Here is a 17,784-nt window from a genome sequence, read left to right as displayed (position 1 = left end):
ACGCACGGAGACGTCCCGGGGCTTCTAGGTGAAGTCGTCGCCGAGAGGGGATGCCCGCTATCAGATCGGATAACGCCTGGTCAGAGGTATGGCATGAGCATTTTTCAGGACATCGACTCACGGAGTTCGCGTTTGAGCACCTTGCCGGAGGCGTTCTTCGGCAGCGCGTCCACGAACACCACCCGCTTGGGCGTCTTGAACGGCGCCAGCCGCCCGCGCAGGAACCCGGTCAGCTCCCCGGCCGTCAGCCCCGCGCCCTCCCGCAGCACCACGGCGGCCGTGACCGCCTCGATCCACTTCTCGTCCGGCACCCCGAACACCGCCGCCTCCGCCACGGCCGGATGCTGGTAGATGGCCTCCTCCACCTCGCGGCTGGCCACGTTCTCGCCACCCGACTTGATCATGTCCTTCTTCCTGTCCACCACCGACAGGTAGCCGTCGCCGTCCATGACGCCCAGGTCACCGCTGTGGAACCAGCCGCCGCGGAACGCCTCCGCCGTCTTGTCCGGGTCGTTCCAGTAGCCGAGCATCGCGTGCGGGCTGCGGTGCACGATCTCGCCCACCACGCCGGGCGGCACCGGCCGGTCCTGGTCGTCCACGATCCGCGTCTCGACGTTCAGCGCGGGGCGCCCGGCCGAGCCGAGCCGGGTCAGCTGCTCGTCCGGGCCGAGGATGGTGGCGACGGGCGCCATCTCCGTCTGGCCGTAGAAGTTGAACAGGCGCACGTCCGGCAGCCGCGCGGCGATCTCCTTCAGCACCTCCACCGGCATGATCGAGGCGCCGTAGTAGCCCTTGCGCAGCGACGACAGGTCCCTGCGGTCGAAGTCGGGGTGGCGCAGCAGCGAGATCCAGACCGTGGGCGGGCAGAACAGCTTCGTGGCGCGCTCGCCCTCGATCGTGGCCAGGATGGCCGCCGGGCTCGCCCCCGGCAGCACGATGTTGGTCGCGCCGAGATAGACGCCGGGCGTCAGGAAGCAGTGCAGCTGCGCGCAGTGGTAGAGGGGCAGGGCGTGCACCTCGACGTCGTCGTGGCTCATCTCGCCGTCGATCACGCAGGTGACGTACTGGGCGATCAGGCTGCGGCTGGACAGCGTGGCGCCCTTCGGCCGGGACTCGGTGCCGCTGGTGTACATGAGCTGGATCGGCTCGTCGTCGCCGATCTCCACTCTCACCTCCGTCGCGTCGTCGTGCGCCGACCACGCGCTGAACGGCTCCCAGCCGTCGGCGCCCGCGCCGATCACGCCGCGCACCCGTACCTCGCCGGTGACCGCCGCGGCCGCCACCGGCAGCAGCGCGTCCTCCACCAGCATCCCGCTCGCCCCGGAATGCTCAAGGATGTAGGCCACCTCCTCGGCCCCCAGCATGAAGTTGACCGGCACGGAGATGGCCCCCAGCCGCGCCAGCGCGAAGTACGCCACCACGAACGCGTGGTTGTTGTGACTCAGCACGGCGAACCTGTCGCCTTTGCCCACGCCTCTCGCGGCCAGCGCGTTGGCCGTCCTGTTCACCATGGAGTCGAGGTCGGCGTAGCTCTGCCGCAGGTCGCCGTAGACGACGGCGGTCTTGGCGGGGTAGCGGGCGGCCGAGCGCCGCAGGAGGTCACTGATGGCGTGCTGACGTGTCATCAAGGCACCCTTCGTCCACAGAACGACGTTCGGGCGATCTTAACCCGCGGCCCGCGTCAGTCCAGAGGGTCGCAGGGGATCGCCTCGTAGTGATCGAGCAGCCGCCGCGCGAGGCCGTCGTCGTGACGCAGCGGCAGGCCGTCCGCCTGCCCGACCGGCGTCACCCCCCAGGAGTTGCAGAGGAAGACGAGGTCGAAGGCGGTCAGATCGGCCACCTTGAGCGGGCGCCGCTCCTGCGGCACGTCCATGCGCTCCAGCAGCCGCATCGTGATGCCGTACAACATCGGCGCGTCCGGCCAGACCAGCCGGCCGTCCGCGAAGCCGCCCAGGTTCGTGATCGAGCCCTCGCTGATCAGCCCGTCGGCGGTGGTCAGCAGCGCCTCGCCGAACCCGCCGCGGGCCGCCATGCGGTTGATGTGGGCCTGCTGGAAGCCGCCCGCCTGCTTGATGTGCGGCAGGTAACGCTGGTAGACCACCGACCTGACGCTCAGGGGCCCGGCGAGCGGCCCGTGGGGCGGGCCGGAACTGGCCACGACGTGCGGGGGGTCGCCGTCCAGCACGTAGACGCGGACGCTCGCGTCCCGTACGCCGCCGTCCAGCACGGCACGGATGGAGGCGAGCACCGCCGCCCGGTCGATCCCGCCGCCGAACAGCTCGCGCGAGGCCGCGTCGAGCCGGTCGAGGTGCAGGTCCACGCCGCGCACCCGGCGCTCCCTGACCTGCATGGCGGTGAAGTGGCCGTAGCGGGCCTCCAGCAGCAGGCGCGCCTCGGCGCCCACGAGCTGCCCGTCGACAGCGGTGCGTCCGTTCATGACGATCTACTCTACGGACCGCCCCGCGGATCACCGCACCGGGCGTTCAGGTGCTCTCCGCGCGCATCACCGTGTACGGGGCCAGCTCGCCCAGCCCGCGCACCGACAGCCGGTTGACCTCGCGCAGCCGGAAGGCCCGATCGCCCTCCAGCTCTTCGGCCAGCTGCGGATCGGCCAGGATCGTTCCCGGCAGGGACAACGCGGTCAGCCGGCTGGCCAGATTGACCGTGGTGCCGAACACGTCGCCCATCCGCCAGATCACCGGCCCCGAGGCCAGCCCCACCCGCAGCTCGGGCATGTCCTTGCCGCGCGCGTGCGTCTCCACCAGCCGCAGCGCGATCTCGGCGGCCACGTGCGCCTTGTCGGAGACGAACAGCACGGAGTCGCCCAGCGTCTTGACCACCCGGCCGCCGGAGGAGGTGACGATGTCGGCCGAGCGCCCCTCGAACCTGTCGATCAGCCGCGCCAGCTCGCCGCCGGTGATCTGCCTGCTCAGCCGGGTGAACGCGACCAGGTCGGCGAACCCGACCGCCAGGCGTACGGCGCTCATGTCCTGGACGGCGATGCGCCCGGCCGCGGCGGCGAGCTGGCGCTGCCAGGCGTAGACCAGCAGCCGCGCCAGGTCGGGCACCACCAGCTCGGCCCGCCTGCGCCAGGCCCGCGGCCGCTCCGCCAGGGGCACGCCGGCCTGGTCGAGCTCCTCCACGCCCAGCTCGGCGTGCGACTCGGCCAGCCGGGTCGTGGCCCGGCCCAGAGAGCGCGCCAGGAGCAGCACGTGCTCCTCGTCGTAGACGCCCGAGGCCACCATGCCGACGAGCGTCCTGAGCGCCTCGACGTCGGAGTCGGTGAACTCGACCGCCTCGTCCGGCACATTGGGGAAGCCCAGGGCGCGCCAGAAGCGCCGCGCCCGATAGACCGGCACCCCCGCCATGTCGGCGACCTGGTGACTGGTGTATCGGCGCGGCTCACGCAGGAAGGCTTCGGTGAGCCCGCTCATGAGCCCGTTCATCAGCCCATCAGCCGGCCCGCCCGCCGGTCCTTCCGTCGGTCCGCCGCCCAGCCCCCCGGCCGGCTCGTCCCCGTGCACCGCCGCCACCTCGGCAAGATAACACCCTGTGGGCCAGATCACTCCAGCAAGGCCCGCAAGGCACCTCTTTCTCTTTCCTGGACGTACCCGGCGTAGTAGTCGTACATCGCTTTTCTCGACAATCGGGCGGCGAGCGGTCCGTCGCCGGCACGCATGGCCGCCATCACCTCCTCGTGATTCCCGATGCTGCGCCGCATCAGGGCCTGCCGGTCCGGCTCGTCCGCGATCCGGCCGGCGATCAGCTTCAGCACGATCGAGCGCACCACGTCGGTGCAGATCTCGATCAGCTTGTTGCCGCTCGCGCGCACGACGACGTCGTGGAAGGCCAGGTCGGCCGCCCCGAAGGCGTCCGCGCCCTCGTCACCGGCTTCCCCCGCGTCCAGTGCCCCGCGCATCGCCGCGACCGCCGCGTCCATCTCGGCCAGCTGCTCCTCGGTGCGCAGGCGCGCCGCCAGCAGGATGGCCGCGGAGTCCAGCACCATCCTGAACTGCACCAGCTCGGCCAGCGACAGCTCCTCCACCCGGGCGAGCGTGGTCATCGACTTGTGTAGTGCGGCGGGCGTGAACGGCAGCACCTCCGCGCCGTTGGGGTCGCCCGGCCGCGAGCGCACCAGGCCGCGCGCCTGCAGCACCCGCAGCGCCTCGCGTACGGTCGAGCGGCTGACGGAGAACTGCACCATCAGCTCGCGCTCGCTCGGCAGCCGCCCGCCCGGTGTCAGAGCCCCGCTCTCGATGGCCTCCTCGACCTGCTCCACGACCCGCTCGTAAGCGCGCACGGCACGCACCGGCTCGAAGCGCGGTCCACCCATGCAAGCCCCCTTGACCCGAGCCGCCACCGACTGGCAATGTGCAGAGCCTACTGGTCCGACCAGTGCACTAGCCAGGAGGCTGTAAGACATGAGGCGAATCGGCATCTGGATCGCCGCCGGCGGTCTCCTGCTGGCCACCGCCGCCTGCGGCGGCGGATCGGGGAACGGGGGCGCCGGCACCGGCGGCACCCCCAAGGCCCAGTCGCTGTCCGTCGGATTCGTGGCCGAGCCGGCGAATCTCGACTTCACTTCGACCGAGGGCGCCGCCATCCCGCAGGCGCTGCTCGTCAACGTCTACGAGGGCCTGGTCAAACTCGACCAGAACGGCCAGATCGTGCCCCTGCTCGCCGAGAAGTGGGACGTCTCGTCCGACCGCAAGACCTACACGTTCACGCTGCGCAAGAACGTGACGTTCAGCGGCGGCGCGCCCTTCACCGCCGACGACGTGACGTTCTCCCTCGACCGGGTCAAGTCGGACTGGAAGCTCAAGATCAAGTCGCAGCTCGACGTCATCGACAAGGTGGAGAAGAAGGACGACTCCACCGCCGTCGTGACGCTCAAGCGGCCCAGCAACGGCTTCCTCTACTCGATGGCCACCAGGCTCGGCGCCATGTTCAGCCGCACCGGCGTGGCCGACCTGGCCAACAAGCCCGTCGGCACCGGGCCCTACGTGCTGAGCTCCTGGCGGCGCGGCGACTCCATCCAGCTTGCCGCCAACCCCTCCTACTGGGGCACGAAACCGCCGCTGAGCGCCATCACGCTGAAGTACTTCAAGGACGCCACGGCGATGAACAACGCGCTGCTGACCGGCGGCATCGACGTCATCTCCAGCGTGCAGGCGCCCGAGTCGCTGCAGCAGTTCGCCGACCCCAACCGGTTCGAGACCGTCGAGGGCACCACGAACGGCGAGGTCGTGCTGTCGATGAATAACGGCCGCCCGCCGTTCGACGACAAGGCCGTGCGCCAGGCCGTCAGGCACGCCATCGACCACAAGGCGCTGCTCGACACCGCCTGGGCCGGGCGCGGGCAGCTCATCGGCTCGATGACGCCGCCCACCGACCCCTGGTACGAGGACCGCACCGGCGACTACCCCTACGACCCGGCCAAGGCCAAGCAACTGCTCGGCGGCAAGACGTACAACGTCAAGATGCGCATCCCCAACCTCCCGTACGCGGTCAACAGCGCCCAGGTCGTCAAGTCGCAGCTGGCCCAGGTGGGGATCAACGCCGAGATCGAGCCGCTGGAGTTCCCGGCCCGCTGGCTGGACCAGGTGTTCACCAAGGGCGACTACGACCTGTCGATCATCAACCACGTCGAACCCCGCGACATGGGGATTTTTGCCGATAAGTCGTACTACTTCCGCTACGACAACCCCGAGTTCGGCAAGCTCCTCGCCGCCGCCGACGAGGGCACCGAGCAGGAGCAGACCGACGACCTCAAGCAGGCCGCCAAGCTCCTGTCCGATGACGCCGCGGCCGACTGGCTCTTCCTCTTCCCCAACCTCATCGTGGCGAAGAAGGGCGTCACCGGGCTGCCGAAGAACGCCATCGCGGAGTCCTTCGACTTCACCGCGCTCGCCAAACAGTGATCGTCTACCTGCTCAAAAGGCTCGCCGTCCTGCTCGCGAGCACCGCCGTGGCCGCGGTGGCGGTGTTCGCGTTCATGGCCGTGCTGCCCGGCGACCCCGCCGAGATCGCGCTCGGCGTCAACGCCACCCCCGACGCGGTGGCCGAGCTGCGCAGGCAGTTCGGCACCGACCGGCCCGCCGTCGCGCAGTTCCTCGACTGGGCCGGCGGCCTGCTCCAGGGCGACTTCGGCACCTCCTACGTGACCAGCTCGCCCATCGGCCCGCAGATCGGCGAGCGGCTCGGCGTCACGCTCGTGCTCGTGCTCGGCGGCATGGCCGTGGCGCTGGTGCTGGCGGTGCCGCTGGGCACGTTCGCCGCCGTCCGCCACCGCGACCCGCTGGGCGCGGTGATCAGCGCGGCCAGCCAGCTCGGCATCGCGATCCCGGCCTTCCTGGCCGGCATCCTGCTCGTCTTCGTGTTCGCGGTGCAGGCCCAGGCGCTGCCGTCCGGCGGCTACGTGCCGATCGCGGAGAGCCCGGGAGAGTGGCTGCGCAGCCTGCTGCTGCCGTGGCTGTCACTCGGGCTCGTCCAGGGCGCGGTGCTCACCCGCTACGTCCGCAGCGCCGTGCTCGACGTCATGCGCGAGGACTACCTGCGCACCGCCCGCGCCAAGGGGCGGGGCAGCACCGGCGCGCTGTGGCGGCACGGGCTGCGCAACGCCTCGATCCCCGTCGTCACCGTGCTCGGCCTGCAACTGGCCACGCTGCTGATCGGCGCGGTCGTCGTCGAGCGCGTCTTCGTCATTCCCGGGCTCGGCGACCTGCTGCTCAACGGCGTCGCCGGGCGCGACCTGCTGCTCGTCCAAGGCGTGGTGATGGTCCTGGTGGCCGCCGTACTGCTGATCAACTTCGTGGTGGACGTGACCTACCACCTGCTCGACCCGAGGCTGCGATGAGCCGCCCGACGCCGGGCGACGGGACACCGAGCGGCCGGACGCCGGGCCGCCGGAGCTCCGCGAGGGCGAACCGGGGCCGGATGAACGCCGGGCTGCTCGCCGGCGGCGCGCTCGTCACGCTCGTCGTGCTCACCGCGCTGGTCTCGTTCTTCTGGACCCCGCACGACCCCACCCTCGTCGACGCCGCCAACAAACTGCGCGAACCCGGCGGCGGCTACCTGCTCGGGGCCGACAAGTTCGGCCGCGACACCTTCAGCCAGCTCATGGTCGGCGCCCGCACCACCCTCTACGTCGGCGTCGTCGCGGTCGGCATCGCCGCTGCGCTCGGCGTCCCGCTCGGCCTGGCCGCCGGGATGACGCCGCGCGGCTGGCTGTCCGAGCTGATCATGCGGGTCAACGACCTCGTGTTCGCCTTCCCCGCGCTGCTGCTGGCCGTCATGCTCGGCGCCGTGTACGGGGCGGGCACGCTCACCGCGATGATCGCCATCGGGGTCGCCACCGTGCCCGCGTTCGCCCGCGTGGCCCGCGCCGCCACGCTCCAGGTCATGGTGACCGACTACATCCTGGCCGCCAGGGCCGCGGGACGCCGCCGCGGCGCCATCGCCCTGCGCCACGTGCTGCCGAACATCGGCTCCATGCTGATCGTGCAGGCGTCGGTGTCGTTCGCGATCGCCATCCTGGCCGAGGCGGCGCTGTCGTTCCTCGGCTTCGGCACCCGCCCGCCGACCCCGTCGTGGGGCCGGATGTTGCAGGAGTCGCAGGAGCTGCTGTTCTCCACCCCGCGCCTGGCCCTGTGGCCCGGGCTCGCCATCGCCCTCGCGGTGCTGGGCTTCAACCTGCTCGGCGACGGCCTGCGCGACTTCCTCGACCCCAAGCTCAGGAGGATCCGTGCTGAGCGTTGAGGGCCTGACCGTCCGCGCGGACGCGACCGACCTCGTCCACGAGATCTCCTTCGCCATCGCGCCCGGCGAGCGGGTCGGCCTGATCGGCGAGTCCGGGTCGGGCAAGTCGCTGACCGCCCTGTCGCTCATGGGCCTGCTCCCCGAAGGCGTCACCGCCACCGGACGGGCCACGCTCGGCGAGCGCGACCTGGTCGGCGTGCCGGAGAGCAGGATCAAGGGCCTGCGCGGCGACGAGCTGTCCATGGTCTTCCAGGAGCCCATGACCGCGCTCAACCCGCTCATGCGGGTCGGCGCCCAGGTCGCCGAGGTCATGACCCTGCACGGCCGCTCCCGCCAGGAGGCCAGGGCGCGCTCGGCCGAGCTGCTCGAACGCGTCCGCCTGCCCGAACCCGCCCAGATCGCCCGCGCGTACCCGCACCAGCTCTCCGGCGGCCAGCGCCAGCGCGTCATGCTGGCCATCGCCCTGGCCAACGAACCCCGGCTGCTCATCTGCGACGAGCCCACCACCGCGCTCGACGTCACCGTGCAGAAACAGATGCTGGAGCTGATCGCCGAGGTCGCGCCCGCGCTGCTGTTCATCACCCACGACCTCGCCGTCGTCGCCTCCGTCTGCGAGCGGGTCCTGGTCATGTACGGCGGCCGCGTCGTCGAGTCGGGCCCCATCCGCGAGGTGTTCACCCGCCCCCGCCACCGCTACACGCAGGGGCTGCTGGCCGCCTCGAAACTCACCCCGCGCGGCACCCGCCTGCCCGTCATCGAGGGCGGCGTCCCCGCGGCCGGGCGCTTCCCCGACGGCTGCGTGTTCAGGAACCGCTGCCCGCACGCCACCCCCGAGTGCGAGACGCTCCCGGCGCTGACAGGAGACGGCCATGCCTACGCATGCTGGCACCCAGCCAACTGAGGGGCCGACTGAGGGGCCGGCTGACGCTCTCATCGAAGCCGAGCAGCTGAACCGCGTCTACCACCGCCCCCGCACCTCGCTCACCAGGCCGGGCGGCGCCGTGCACGCCCTGCGCGACGTCTCCCTGACCGTACGGCGCGGCGAGCGCCACGGCATCGTCGGCGAGTCGGGGTCGGGCAAGTCCACCCTGCTGCGCCTGCTGTGCGCGCTCGACCAGCCCACCAGCGGAACGATCCGCTTCGACGGCCAGGAGATCACCGGCCGGCCCGAACGGCGGCTGCGCTTCCTGCGCGAGAACCTGCAGATCGTCTTCCAGGATCCGATGAGCTCGCTCGACCCGCGCATGCGCGTGCGCGACCTCGTCGCCGAGCCGCTGACCGCGCTCGGCCTGCCGGTCGGCGACCGGGTCGCGGAGCTGCTCGACGCGGTCGGGCTACCCGCCGAGGCGGCCGGCCGCTATCCGCACCAGTTCTCCGGCGGGCAGCGGCAGCGCATCGCCATCGCCCGCGCGCTCGCGCCCCGGCCGAAGGTGCTGGTCGCCGACGAGCCGGTCAGCGCACTGGACGTCTCCGTACGCGGGCAGATACTCAACCTGCTGGCCGACCTCGTCGACGAGCTGGGGCTGACGCTCGTGTTCGTCTCGCACGACCTGTCCGTGGTGCGGCACGTGTGCGAGACCGTGTCCGTCATGCGCCACGGGGAGATCGTGGAAGGGGGCCTGGTGGACGACGTCTGGGCCGCGCCCGCCCACCCGTACACGCGGGAGCTGCTGGCGGCCGTACCGACTCTGGAGGGGTTTGCATGATCGACGTCGATGCCGGCGGAGTGGTGGAGTTCACCCAGGCGCTGGTGCGCGTGCCCAGCACCAACGACCCCGCGCGCGGGCGCAGCGAGCGGCCCGCCGCCGAGCTGGTCGAGGCCAGGATGCGCGAGTGGGGCTGGGAACCGGTCGTGTACGAGGCCGCGCCCGGCCGGCCGAACGTGGTGGCCGTGGTCGAAGGCGGCGGCGGTGACGGGCCGACCCTCATGTTCGAGGGCCACACGGACGTGGTGACCGAGGGCGACCTGTCGGCCTGGACCGTGGACCCGTTCGGCGGGGAGATCCGCGACGGCCGGCTGTGGGGGCGGGGCAGCGCCGACATGAAGTCAGGCCTGGCCGCCACCCTCTACGCGACCCGCGCGCTCCAGCTCGCGGGACCGTTCCCCGGCAGGATCAAGGTGTGCGCCCTGGCCGACGAGGAGGGCCTCATGATCGGCGCCCACCACTTCGTCTCCTCCGGCCTGACCGCCGGCGTCGACGGCGCCATCGTGGCCGAGCCCGAGGCGGGCGAGATCTGCGCCGTCGCCAAGGGCGCGCTGCGGCTGCGGGTGGACCTCACCGGCAAGATGGCGCACGGCGCGATGCCCCAGCACGGCCGCAACCCCATCCAGGCCGCCGGAACGCTGCTGGTCGCGCTGCGCACGCTGCAGGACGAACTACAGGCCCGCCATCCCGCGCACGAGCACCTCGGCGAGGTGTACGTGACGCCGACCGTGCTGCGGGCCGGCACCGAGGAGCAGGTCAACGTCATCCCGGCGGTCGCCTCGGTCTTCGTGGACGTGCGCACGATCCCCGGCGCCGAGCACAAGGAGATCGCCGACCGGGTGGCCGCGCTGGCCGGCGGCGACGGCGTCACCGCCGAGGTGTCCGTGCTGGTGGACCGGCCGCCGGTGGACGTCCCCGTGACCGACCCGGTCGTGGCCGCGCTGGCCGCCGCCCACCGGACGGTGACGGGGGAGGAGCCGGTCTACGGCGGGGTGCCCGGCTCGACCGACGGGACCGTGCTGACGCACTGGGGCGGGATCCCGTCCGTCGTCTACGGGCCCGGCGGCAAGTGGATCGCGCACCAGGCGGACGAGTACGTCGAGATCGACGAGATCGTGCGCTGCACCCGGGTGTTCGCCGAGGCGGCACGCCGGTTCCTGAGCGGCGACCACTGATGCGGGCCGGGCCGACGAACTCCCTGCTCGACGTCGAAGGGCTCCGGGTGGGGCACGCGCACCGGGTGGGCGGCGGCTACCGCACCGGCACCACCGTCGTCCTCGCGCCCTTCGACGGGGCCGTCGCGGGCGTGGACGTGCGCGGGGCCGCCCCGGGGACCCGGGAGACCGAGCTGCTGGACCCGCGCAATCTGGTGGAACGAGTGCACGCGGTGGTGCTGTCGGGCGGCAGCTCGTTCGGGCTGGGGGCGGCGTGCGGGGTGATGGAGCGGCTCGCGGACGCGGGGGCGGGGTATCCGGTGGCGGCGGGCGCGGTCCCGATCGTCCCGGCCGCCGTCATCTTCGACCTGGGCCGCGGCGGCGCCTTCCGCGCCACCCCTGACGCCGAACTGGGCATCGCCGCCTACGACGCCGCGTGGGACGGCAGCCCGAGCACCACCGCCTCCCATGCCGCCCACGGCACCGCCTCGGATTCCGCCGCCTCCGGGCCGGCCCGTGGTCTTTCCGCGCCCGGTGAAGCGGCGACCGCGTCGTCGTTCTTCCAGGGGACGGCTCCGGCGGCGACGAGCGGGTCCGTCGGGGCCGGGACCGGGGCGGTGGCGGGTGGGCTGGCCGGAGGCGTGGGGACGGCGAGCGTCGTCCTGCCCGGCGGCACGACCGTCGCCACGCTCGCCGTCGCCAACCCGGCCGGTTCGGTCCTGGACCCTCGGGACGCCACCCTGGCCGGCGTCAGGTACGGCCTGCGGGGCGAGTTCGACCACCTCCAGCCGCCCGACGCGCGCGAGGCGGAGGCGTGGCGGCCCGAGAAGGCGCCCGCCTTCAACACCACGATCGGCATCGCCGCCACCGACCTGACCCTCACCAAGGCCCAGTGCGGCAAGCTCGCCGCAGTCGCGCACGACGGCCTGGCCAGGGCCATCAGGCCGGCCCACACCATGACCGACGGCGACACCATCTTCGGCCTGGCCACCTGCGCCCGTCCCGCCCCTGACCACGACGCCTTCCAGGACGTGCTGGCGGTGGCGGCCGACGTGTTCAGCCGGGCCGTCGCGCACGCCGTCCTGGCCGCCACCGGCCGCGAGGGCGCGCCCGCGTACCTCGACGTGTTCCCGAGCGCCCTGCGGAGGCGGCCATGACGAGAGCCCGGCCCGGCCTCGGCGAGAACGCCGCCCAGGAACCAGTCGTCCACGAAACAGTCGTCCACGAACCAATGGAGGCCGCCATGACGCGGAACCGGCCCGGCGGGCTGCCCGTCGGCGGGGGATGGGTGGAGACCGCCGACACCACCGACGTGATCTTCCCCTACGACGGGTCCACGGTGGCCGCCGCCCCGCTGGGCACGCCCGAGCACGCACGACTGGCCCTCGACGAGGCGCTCGCCGCCGCCCCCGCCATGGCCGCCCTGCCTTCCCACGCCCGCCGTACCGCCCTCATGGCCGCCCACGACGCCGTCGCGGCCCACCGGGAGGAGTTCGAACGGCTGCTCGTACTCGAAACCGGCAAGCCGCTTGTGGACTGCAAGGTCGAGGTGGCCAGGACACTCGTCACGCTCGCCACGGCCTCCGAGGAGGTGGCCCGGCTGCACGGCGAGACCGTCCCGCTGGACCTGCTGCCCGCCGGCGAGGGCCTGGTCGGCTTCTGGACGCGCCGGCCCGTCGGCGTCGTCGTCGGCATCACCGGCTTCAACTACCCGCTCCTCCTGGCCGCCCACAAGATAGCCCCGGCTCTCGCCGCCGGCTGCCCCGTGATCGTCAAGCCGGCGCCGGCCACCCCACTGGCCACCCTCTGGCTGGTGCACCTGCTGCGCTCCTCCGGCGTCCTGCCCCCGGCCGCCGTCCAGCTCGTCACCGGCGACGTCGAGGTCGGCCGGACGCTCGTCGAGGACCGGCGGATCGGCGCCGTCTCCTTCACCGGCTCGGCCGCCGCCGGCCACACCATCGCCCGCTCCGCCGCCCCGACCAAGGTGCTGCTGGAGCTCGGCTCGAACGCGGCTCTCATCGTGGCCGCGGACGCCGACCTGGAGGCCGCCGCCGACGCCGTCGTGCGCGGCGGGTATTACGCCTCGGGCCAGGCGTGCATCGCGGTGCAGCGGGTGTTGGTCGAGGAGCCCGTACGCGAGCGGTTCCTGTCCCTGCTGGCCGAGCGGGTCAAGGCCGTGACGACCGGCGACCCGCGCCTGCCGGGGACCCGCGTCGCGCCGCTCATCGACGAGGCCGCCACCGACCGCGTCCTCGCCTGGATCGCCGCGTCCGGGGCCGAGGTGGTCACGGGCGGGCAGCGCGACGGCCGGGCCATCGCGCCGACCGTCCTGTCCGGCGTGCCGGACGGGGCCGCCGCCTGGGACGAGGAGATCTTCGGGCCCGTCGTGTGCGTGCGTCCGGTGTCCGGCCTCGACGCCGCCTTCGCCGCCGTCAACCGCTCCCGGTACGGCCTGCACGCCTCCGTCTTCACCCGCTCGCTGGCCACGGCGTTCGCGGCGATCGAACGCATCGACGCCGGGGGTGTGGTGGTGAACGAGGTGCCGGGGTTCCGGGCCGACAACATGCCGTACGGGGGCGTCAAGGACTCCGGGATCGGCCGCGAGGGCCCCAGGTTCGCCATCGAGGAGCTCACGGTCACCAGAATGGCCATCATCCGCCCTTGACCCGGTCCGGCCGGCCCGCCCGCCGGGTGGGTGGCCGGACACGCCTCTGGGGGCGGTCAGCCTTCCAGACCAGGGGCCGGGCTTCCGGGCCGAGAGGCGGCCGGGAAGCGGTCGGTCGGTGCGGACTGGGCCGGCGGATGGCGAGTCGGCGGGCAGCGGGCCCGTGGATGGTCAGTTGGGTGGGTCGAAGCGGCCGTCCACGGCGGTCCAGCCGCCGTCCACGTACAGGACGGAGCCGGTGACGAAGCTGGCCGCCTCGCTCGCCAGGTAGACCACCGCGCCGGCCATCTCGTCCGCCCTGGCCCACCGGCCGAGGGGGGACTTGTCCGAATACGCCGCGTACCAGGCCGGATCGTCCTGGATCTGCCGGGTCAGCGGCGTCTCCACCACGCCGGGCGCGATGGCGTTGACCCGTACCCCGTGCGGCCCGAACTCGGCCGCGGCCGTGCGCAGCAACTGCACCAGCCCGGCCTTGGTGGCCGAGTAGACACTCTGGCCGGGCTCGGTGACCGTGGCCCTGATCGAGGCGAAGCCGACGATCGAGCCGCGTCCCCGCTCGACCATGCCCGCCCCGAACGCGCGCACCACGTCGAACGAGGCCCGCAGGTTCAGCCCCACCACCCGGTCGAACTCCTCGCCGGTGTAGTCGAGCAGCCGCTTGCGCACGTTGGTGGCCGCGGTGAACACGAGCACGTCGGCCGGCTGCTCCGCGGCCAGCGCGCGCACCGCCTCGGTGTCCAGCACGTCGACCAGCCTGGCGTCCCCGCCGCAGCCGTCGGCGGTCTCCTTCGCGGCCTCCAGGTTCCGGTCCGCGCAGACCACGGAGGCCCCGTGGGCGGCCAGCGCCAGCGCGGACTCCCTGCCGATCCCGCTTCCTGCCCCGATCACCACGGCCCGCCGCCCGTCCAGGCGGAACAGCGCGTCATATCCCATGCAGGCACCCTAGCGACTGGTCCGACCAGTGCACCAGGTTGGGTCGCCGATCAGATGGGCGCGTCGCCAAAGCGCCGGGCGCTCGGCTCAGGCCCCGTGCGCGGCCTCCCAGCCGGAGCGCAGCACCTCGTACTCCACCTCGCCCTGCTCCGAGCCCTCGATGGGATCGGGCCAGTCCAGGTGGAACGTACGCACGTAGCTCAGGCCACACTTCTCCATCACCCGCCGCGACCCGAGGTTGACCGCCATCGTCTGGGCGAACACCCGGCCGGCGCCCAGCTCGGTGAACGCCTTGGCGATCAACGCGATCGAGCCCTCGGTCGCGAACCCCCGCCCCCATGCCTCCTTGCGCAGCCGATAACCCAGCTCAAGCTCGTCCGGCGGCCGGCCCTCGACCGTCCGCAGGTGGAACCAGCCGAGGAAGCGCCCCGCCGGCTTCTCCAGGGCGGCGTAGAACCCGCCCGCGATGAGGCGCGGCAGGGTGCGCTCCTCGATCACCTCCCGCGGCGTCGGCGCGCCGCCGTTGAGGTAGCGCATCACGTCGGGATCGTTGTTCAGGGCGAACAGGTCGTCGGCGTCGGACTCGGTGAAGCGGCGCAGGATCAGCCGCTCGGTCTCCAGATACACGTGCACCGGCGGCAGGCTAGCCGAGGCGACCGGCCCGCTCGAACGCTTTTCCGCCGGTCGAGGCCGGGGCGCGTCTCCGGGCACCGGCCGAGGCCAGGCGCCCGGAGCGGGGCGCGTCCCGGGCATCCCGTCGAGGTCAGGGGCTCGTCAGACGCCCGTGAGCTCGCGCGACAGCTCGCGCAGCCTGGCCCGCGCCTCCGGGTCGTACGCCTGCCGCATCGCCCGCGCGGGCCGCGTCCCGTCGAAGAACGCCCCGGACACCTCGTCCAGCTCCGGGTCGGTCACCAGCCGCGCGGTCGCCTCGACCCCCTCGCGCAGCTCGCTCAGGGGAGACGCGAGCACCATCTTGGTCGGCATGTACGTCGCCGGATGCAGCGCGTTCGCGGTGACCCCCGTGCCCTCCAGCTCCTCGGCCAGGTCGACGGTGAACATCACCTGCGCCAGCTTGCTCTGCCGGTAGGCGCGCACGCCGCTGTATCCCTCGCGCAGCATCACGTCGCCGAAGTCGATCGGCTCCTGCCCCAGGCTGCTGACGTTGACGATCCTGGACGGCGCCGCCGCCCGCAGCACCGGCAGCAGCAGCCGGGTGAGCAGGAAGCCCGCCAGATAGTTGACCGCGAACCGCAGCTCGTGCCCGTCGGCGCTCTCCTGGCGCGCCTCGCCGCCGGGCACGGTGGTGCCGATGCCCGCGTTGTTGACCAGCGTGTCGAGCCCCTCGTGCTCGGTGGCGACGGCGGCGGCCAGCTCGCGTACCTGGTCGAGCGAGGACAGGTCCGCGCGGTACCAGTGCAGTCGCGCCCCCGGGACGCCGGCCCTGATCTCCGCCATCGTGGCCCGCCCGCGCTCGTCGTCGCGGCCGTGCACGAGCACGGTCGCGCCCCGGCCCGCGAGGTCGGCGGCCAGCCCCCGCCCGAGGCCGTCGGTCGCGCCCGTGACCAGGATCGTCCGCTGTTCCATGGGCCTCATGCCCACCTCCCCTCCCAGGTGTCCGACGCTACTCTTTCCGATCGGGCCCGCCTCCACCGAGGTCACGGCGCGCCAAAGCTGACGAGGGGGGAACGGTGATCGGTGCGGAATTCACCATCGGGGGCGAGCTGCGGGTGCGGCGGCTCGGGTACGGCACCGGCCAGCTCACCGGGCACGGCTACTGGGGGCCCAGGATGGAGCCGGCCGAGGCGGTGGCCGTGCTGCGCCGCGCCGTCGAGCGCGGGGTGACCCTGGTCGACACGGCCGACAACTACGGGCCGTCGCTGGCGGAGGAGCTGGTCGCCCGGGCGCTGCACCCGTACCGGGAGGGCGTGGTGGTGGCGACCAAGGGCGGCGTCGTCCGTACGGGACCGAACGTCTGGCACGCCGACGGGCGGCCGGAACGGCTGCGCGCCATGTGCGAGGCGAGCCTGCGCCGCCTGCGGACCGAGACCATCGACCTGTACCAGCTCCACCGCCTCGACCCCGCGGTGCCGCTCGCCGATCAGCTCGGCACGCTGGCCGAGCTGCGGCGGGAGGGCAAGATCCGGCACATCGGGCTCGACACTGTCACGGCGGGCGAGCTGGAACGGGCCTTGGAGGTCACCGAGATCGCCTCCGTCCAGAACCGCTACAACGTGCTCGACCGGGAGTCCGAGCCGGTGCTGCGGCTGTGCGAGGAACGCGGGCTGGCCTTCCTGCCGTGGTTCCCCCTCGGCAACGGCGCCCTGACCGCCGACGGCCCGACGCCGGGGGAGGCGGCACCGGTGGAGACGGCGCGGGGATCGGCGGTGCTGGAGGAGGCGGCGCCGGGAACGGCGGTGCAGGGGGAGCCGGTGCCGGGATCGTCGGCGCTGGGGGAGGTGGCGCGGCGGCACGGGGTGAGTGCGGGGCAGGTGGCGCTGGCCTGGCTCCTGCACGTCTCACCCGTCACCCTGCCGACGCCCGGTACGGGATCGCTCGCCCACCTGGAGGAGAACCTGGACGCGGCCCGCGTGGAGCTGACCCCCGACGACCTGGCGGCCCTGAACCGCCTGCACTGAGCGGCCACGGCGCGACCGGCCTCCAACAGGGCATCCATTCCGCCTGCCGTGCGGGTTCGGCTTCACCCCGCACGATGCCCCAGACGTCCCGTCCCGCGACGCGGTCAGCGGGGTGCGGCTGGGTGCAGGTGGCCGAGGTCGAGCGGGGGCGGGGGTGGCAAGGGGGCGGTGTGGCCGGCCTCGAAGGACTGCAGCAGGTAGGCCACCAGTCTGCGTGACGAGGCCGCCGCGGCCTCGCCTGCGTCGACGGTGACGCCGCACACGGCCTTGAGCAGCAGCACCAGATCGGCCGGGTCGAAGTCGGCCCGTAGCCGCCCGGCATCCTTGGCCCGCCGTACCAGCTCGGCGAAGCGCCGTTCTGCGTGCGCCCGCGTGTGCTCGTAGTCGGTCGCCGTGGGGAACGTCGTCATGAACGCCGCGGCGAACCCCCGGTCGGCGAGCTGCATCGCGCAGATCTCCTCGATCGCCGTGGTGAAGCCCCGCCACGGGTCGGGATCGGCGAGCGCGTCGTCGACGGTGGACGCGCAGGCCGTGAGCTGGTCGGCGAAGACCTCGACGACCAGCGACTCGCGTGAGGGGAAGCGCCGGTAGAGCGTCGCCACGCCGACGCCCGCCCGCCGCGCGATGGCCGCCATCGGCACGTCGAGCCCGCGCGTGGCGAACGCCTCCCGCGCCGCGCCGAGGATCCGTTCGCGATTGTGCCGCGCGTCGGCCCGCAGGTCGGCGTCAGGCCCGTCCTGCGGCGGCACGCGCAGATCGGCCTGTACGGCCGCGCGCAGCTCAGCGAGCCGATCCCCTCCCGGTACGGCCGTGCGCGGCTCCTCCGGCACGGCGGGACGCGGGTCGTGGTGGTCGCCGGCTGTCGTGGGCGGGAGGGTGTCGGGCGCTATCCGAGAGGGATGAGCAGGCATGTTTCTCACATTAGCCTAAGT

17 protein-coding genes are annotated in these 17,784 nt (G+C 72.8%); 9 read left to right on the top strand and 8 right to left on the bottom strand.

Annotation, left to right across the window (positions count from 1 at the left end):
- Positions 1 to 104 precede the first annotated feature (104 nt).
- The 4 genes from ABFX54_RS20320 to ABFX54_RS20305 are packed head-to-tail and all read right to left on the bottom strand — an operon-like array spanning position 105 to position 4,333.
- Entirely contained in the window at positions 105 to 1,625 is a 1,521-nt protein-coding gene (locus ABFX54_RS20320; protein WP_346106960.1) for an acyl-CoA synthetase, read from the bottom strand.
- A gap of 56 nt (positions 1,626 to 1,681) precedes the next feature.
- Positions 1,682 to 2,437, bottom strand: a complete 756-nt coding sequence (locus ABFX54_RS20315) for an aminotransferase class IV (RefSeq protein ID WP_346106959.1) — start codon at positions 2,435 to 2,437, stop codon at positions 1,682 to 1,684.
- Positions 2,438 to 2,483: 46 nt separating this feature from the next.
- The gene (locus tag ABFX54_RS20310; protein ID WP_346106958.1) at positions 2,484 to 3,533 is read right to left on the bottom strand and encodes an adenylate/guanylate cyclase domain-containing protein; all 1,050 of its coding nucleotides are present in this window, start codon (positions 3,531 to 3,533) and stop codon (positions 2,484 to 2,486) included.
- 29 nt (positions 3,534 to 3,562) lie between these two features.
- Positions 3,563 to 4,333 carry a FadR/GntR family transcriptional regulator gene (locus ABFX54_RS20305; RefSeq protein WP_346106957.1) on the bottom strand — a complete coding sequence of 257 codons (771 nt, stop codon included), beginning with the start codon at positions 4,331 to 4,333 and terminating at the stop codon, positions 3,563 to 3,565.
- 88 nt (positions 4,334 to 4,421) lie between these two features.
- On the opposite strand from ABFX54_RS20305, the gene ABFX54_RS20300 reads away from it, so the two are divergent.
- The 8 genes from ABFX54_RS20300 (at position 4,422) to ABFX54_RS20265 (ending at position 13,283) form a co-directional block, all read left to right on the top strand.
- On the top strand, positions 4,422 to 5,921 hold the full coding sequence (locus ABFX54_RS20300; RefSeq protein ID WP_346106956.1) for an ABC transporter substrate-binding protein: 1,500 nt from the start codon (positions 4,422 to 4,424) through the stop codon (positions 5,919 to 5,921).
- On the top strand, positions 5,918 to 6,856 hold the full coding sequence (locus ABFX54_RS20295; RefSeq protein ID WP_346106954.1) for an ABC transporter permease: 939 nt from the start codon (positions 5,918 to 5,920) through the stop codon (positions 6,854 to 6,856). Before ABFX54_RS20300 ends, ABFX54_RS20295 begins: the two co-directional genes overlap by 4 nt.
- Positions 6,857 to 6,936: 80 nt before the next feature.
- Entirely contained in the window at positions 6,937 to 7,758 is an 822-nt protein-coding gene (locus tag ABFX54_RS20290) for an ABC transporter permease (RefSeq protein ID WP_346106952.1), read from the top strand.
- Positions 7,745 to 8,659, top strand: a complete 915-nt coding sequence (locus ABFX54_RS20285; protein WP_346106950.1) for an ABC transporter ATP-binding protein — start codon at positions 7,745 to 7,747, stop codon at positions 8,657 to 8,659. Before ABFX54_RS20290 ends, ABFX54_RS20285 begins: the two co-directional genes overlap by 14 nt.
- On the top strand, positions 8,628 to 9,464 hold the full coding sequence (locus ABFX54_RS20280; RefSeq protein ID WP_346106948.1) for an ATP-binding cassette domain-containing protein: 837 nt from the start codon (positions 8,628 to 8,630) through the stop codon (positions 9,462 to 9,464). The genes ABFX54_RS20285 and ABFX54_RS20280 overlap by 32 nt, the downstream gene beginning before the upstream one ends.
- Positions 9,461 to 10,639 carry a M20 family metallopeptidase gene (locus ABFX54_RS20275; RefSeq protein WP_346106946.1) on the top strand — a complete coding sequence of 393 codons (1,179 nt, stop codon included), beginning with the start codon at positions 9,461 to 9,463 and terminating at the stop codon, positions 10,637 to 10,639. Before ABFX54_RS20280 ends, ABFX54_RS20275 begins: the two co-directional genes overlap by 4 nt.
- Complete coding sequence (locus tag ABFX54_RS20270; protein WP_346106944.1) at positions 10,639 to 11,775, top strand: P1 family peptidase; 1,137 nt, start codon at positions 10,639 to 10,641, stop codon at positions 11,773 to 11,775. The genes ABFX54_RS20275 and ABFX54_RS20270 overlap by 1 nt, the downstream gene beginning before the upstream one ends.
- A complete protein-coding gene (locus ABFX54_RS20265) occupies positions 11,772 to 13,283 on the top strand; it encodes an aldehyde dehydrogenase family protein (RefSeq protein WP_346106942.1) in 1,512 nt (503 codons plus the stop codon). The genes ABFX54_RS20270 and ABFX54_RS20265 overlap by 4 nt, the downstream gene beginning before the upstream one ends.
- Positions 13,284 to 13,454: 171 nt before the next feature.
- Here ABFX54_RS20265 and ABFX54_RS20260 read toward each other — a convergent pair whose 3' ends face one another.
- The 3 genes from ABFX54_RS20260 to ABFX54_RS20250 all read right to left on the bottom strand — a co-directional run bounded on the left by ABFX54_RS20260 (position 13,455) and on the right by ABFX54_RS20250 (position 15,809).
- The gene (locus ABFX54_RS20260; RefSeq protein ID WP_346106940.1) at positions 13,455 to 14,216 is read right to left on the bottom strand and encodes an SDR family NAD(P)-dependent oxidoreductase; all 762 of its coding nucleotides are present in this window, start codon (positions 14,214 to 14,216) and stop codon (positions 13,455 to 13,457) included.
- A gap of 87 nt (positions 14,217 to 14,303) precedes the next feature.
- Positions 14,304 to 14,849, bottom strand: a complete 546-nt coding sequence (locus ABFX54_RS20255; RefSeq protein ID WP_346106938.1) for a GNAT family N-acetyltransferase — start codon at positions 14,847 to 14,849, stop codon at positions 14,304 to 14,306.
- Positions 14,850 to 14,990: 141 nt separating this feature from the next.
- On the bottom strand, positions 14,991 to 15,809 hold the full coding sequence (locus ABFX54_RS20250; protein ID WP_346106936.1) for an SDR family NAD(P)-dependent oxidoreductase: 819 nt from the start codon (positions 15,807 to 15,809) through the stop codon (positions 14,991 to 14,993).
- 95 nt (positions 15,810 to 15,904) lie between these two features.
- Here ABFX54_RS20250 and ABFX54_RS20245 point away from each other — a divergent pair, with 95 nt between their 5' ends.
- Positions 15,905 to 16,852 carry an aldo/keto reductase gene (locus ABFX54_RS20245; RefSeq protein WP_346106934.1) on the top strand — a complete coding sequence of 316 codons (948 nt, stop codon included), beginning with the start codon at positions 15,905 to 15,907 and terminating at the stop codon, positions 16,850 to 16,852.
- Positions 16,853 to 16,956: 104 nt separating this feature from the next.
- Here the strand turns inward: ABFX54_RS20245 and ABFX54_RS20240 are convergent, their stop codons facing one another.
- Positions 16,957 to 17,763, bottom strand: a complete 807-nt coding sequence (locus ABFX54_RS20240) for a TetR/AcrR family transcriptional regulator (RefSeq protein ID WP_346106932.1) — start codon at positions 17,761 to 17,763, stop codon at positions 16,957 to 16,959.
- Positions 17,764 to 17,784 lie beyond the last annotated feature (21 nt).

Origin of the sequence: Nonomuraea maheshkhaliensis, from assembly GCF_039529435.1 — a bacterium.
In the GTDB taxonomy this organism is placed as follows: domain Bacteria; phylum Actinomycetota; class Actinomycetes; order Streptosporangiales; family Streptosporangiaceae; genus Nonomuraea; species Nonomuraea maheshkhaliensis.
Note: the sequence above shows the minus strand (reverse complement) of the source record. Positions and strands in the feature narration are given on the sequence as shown.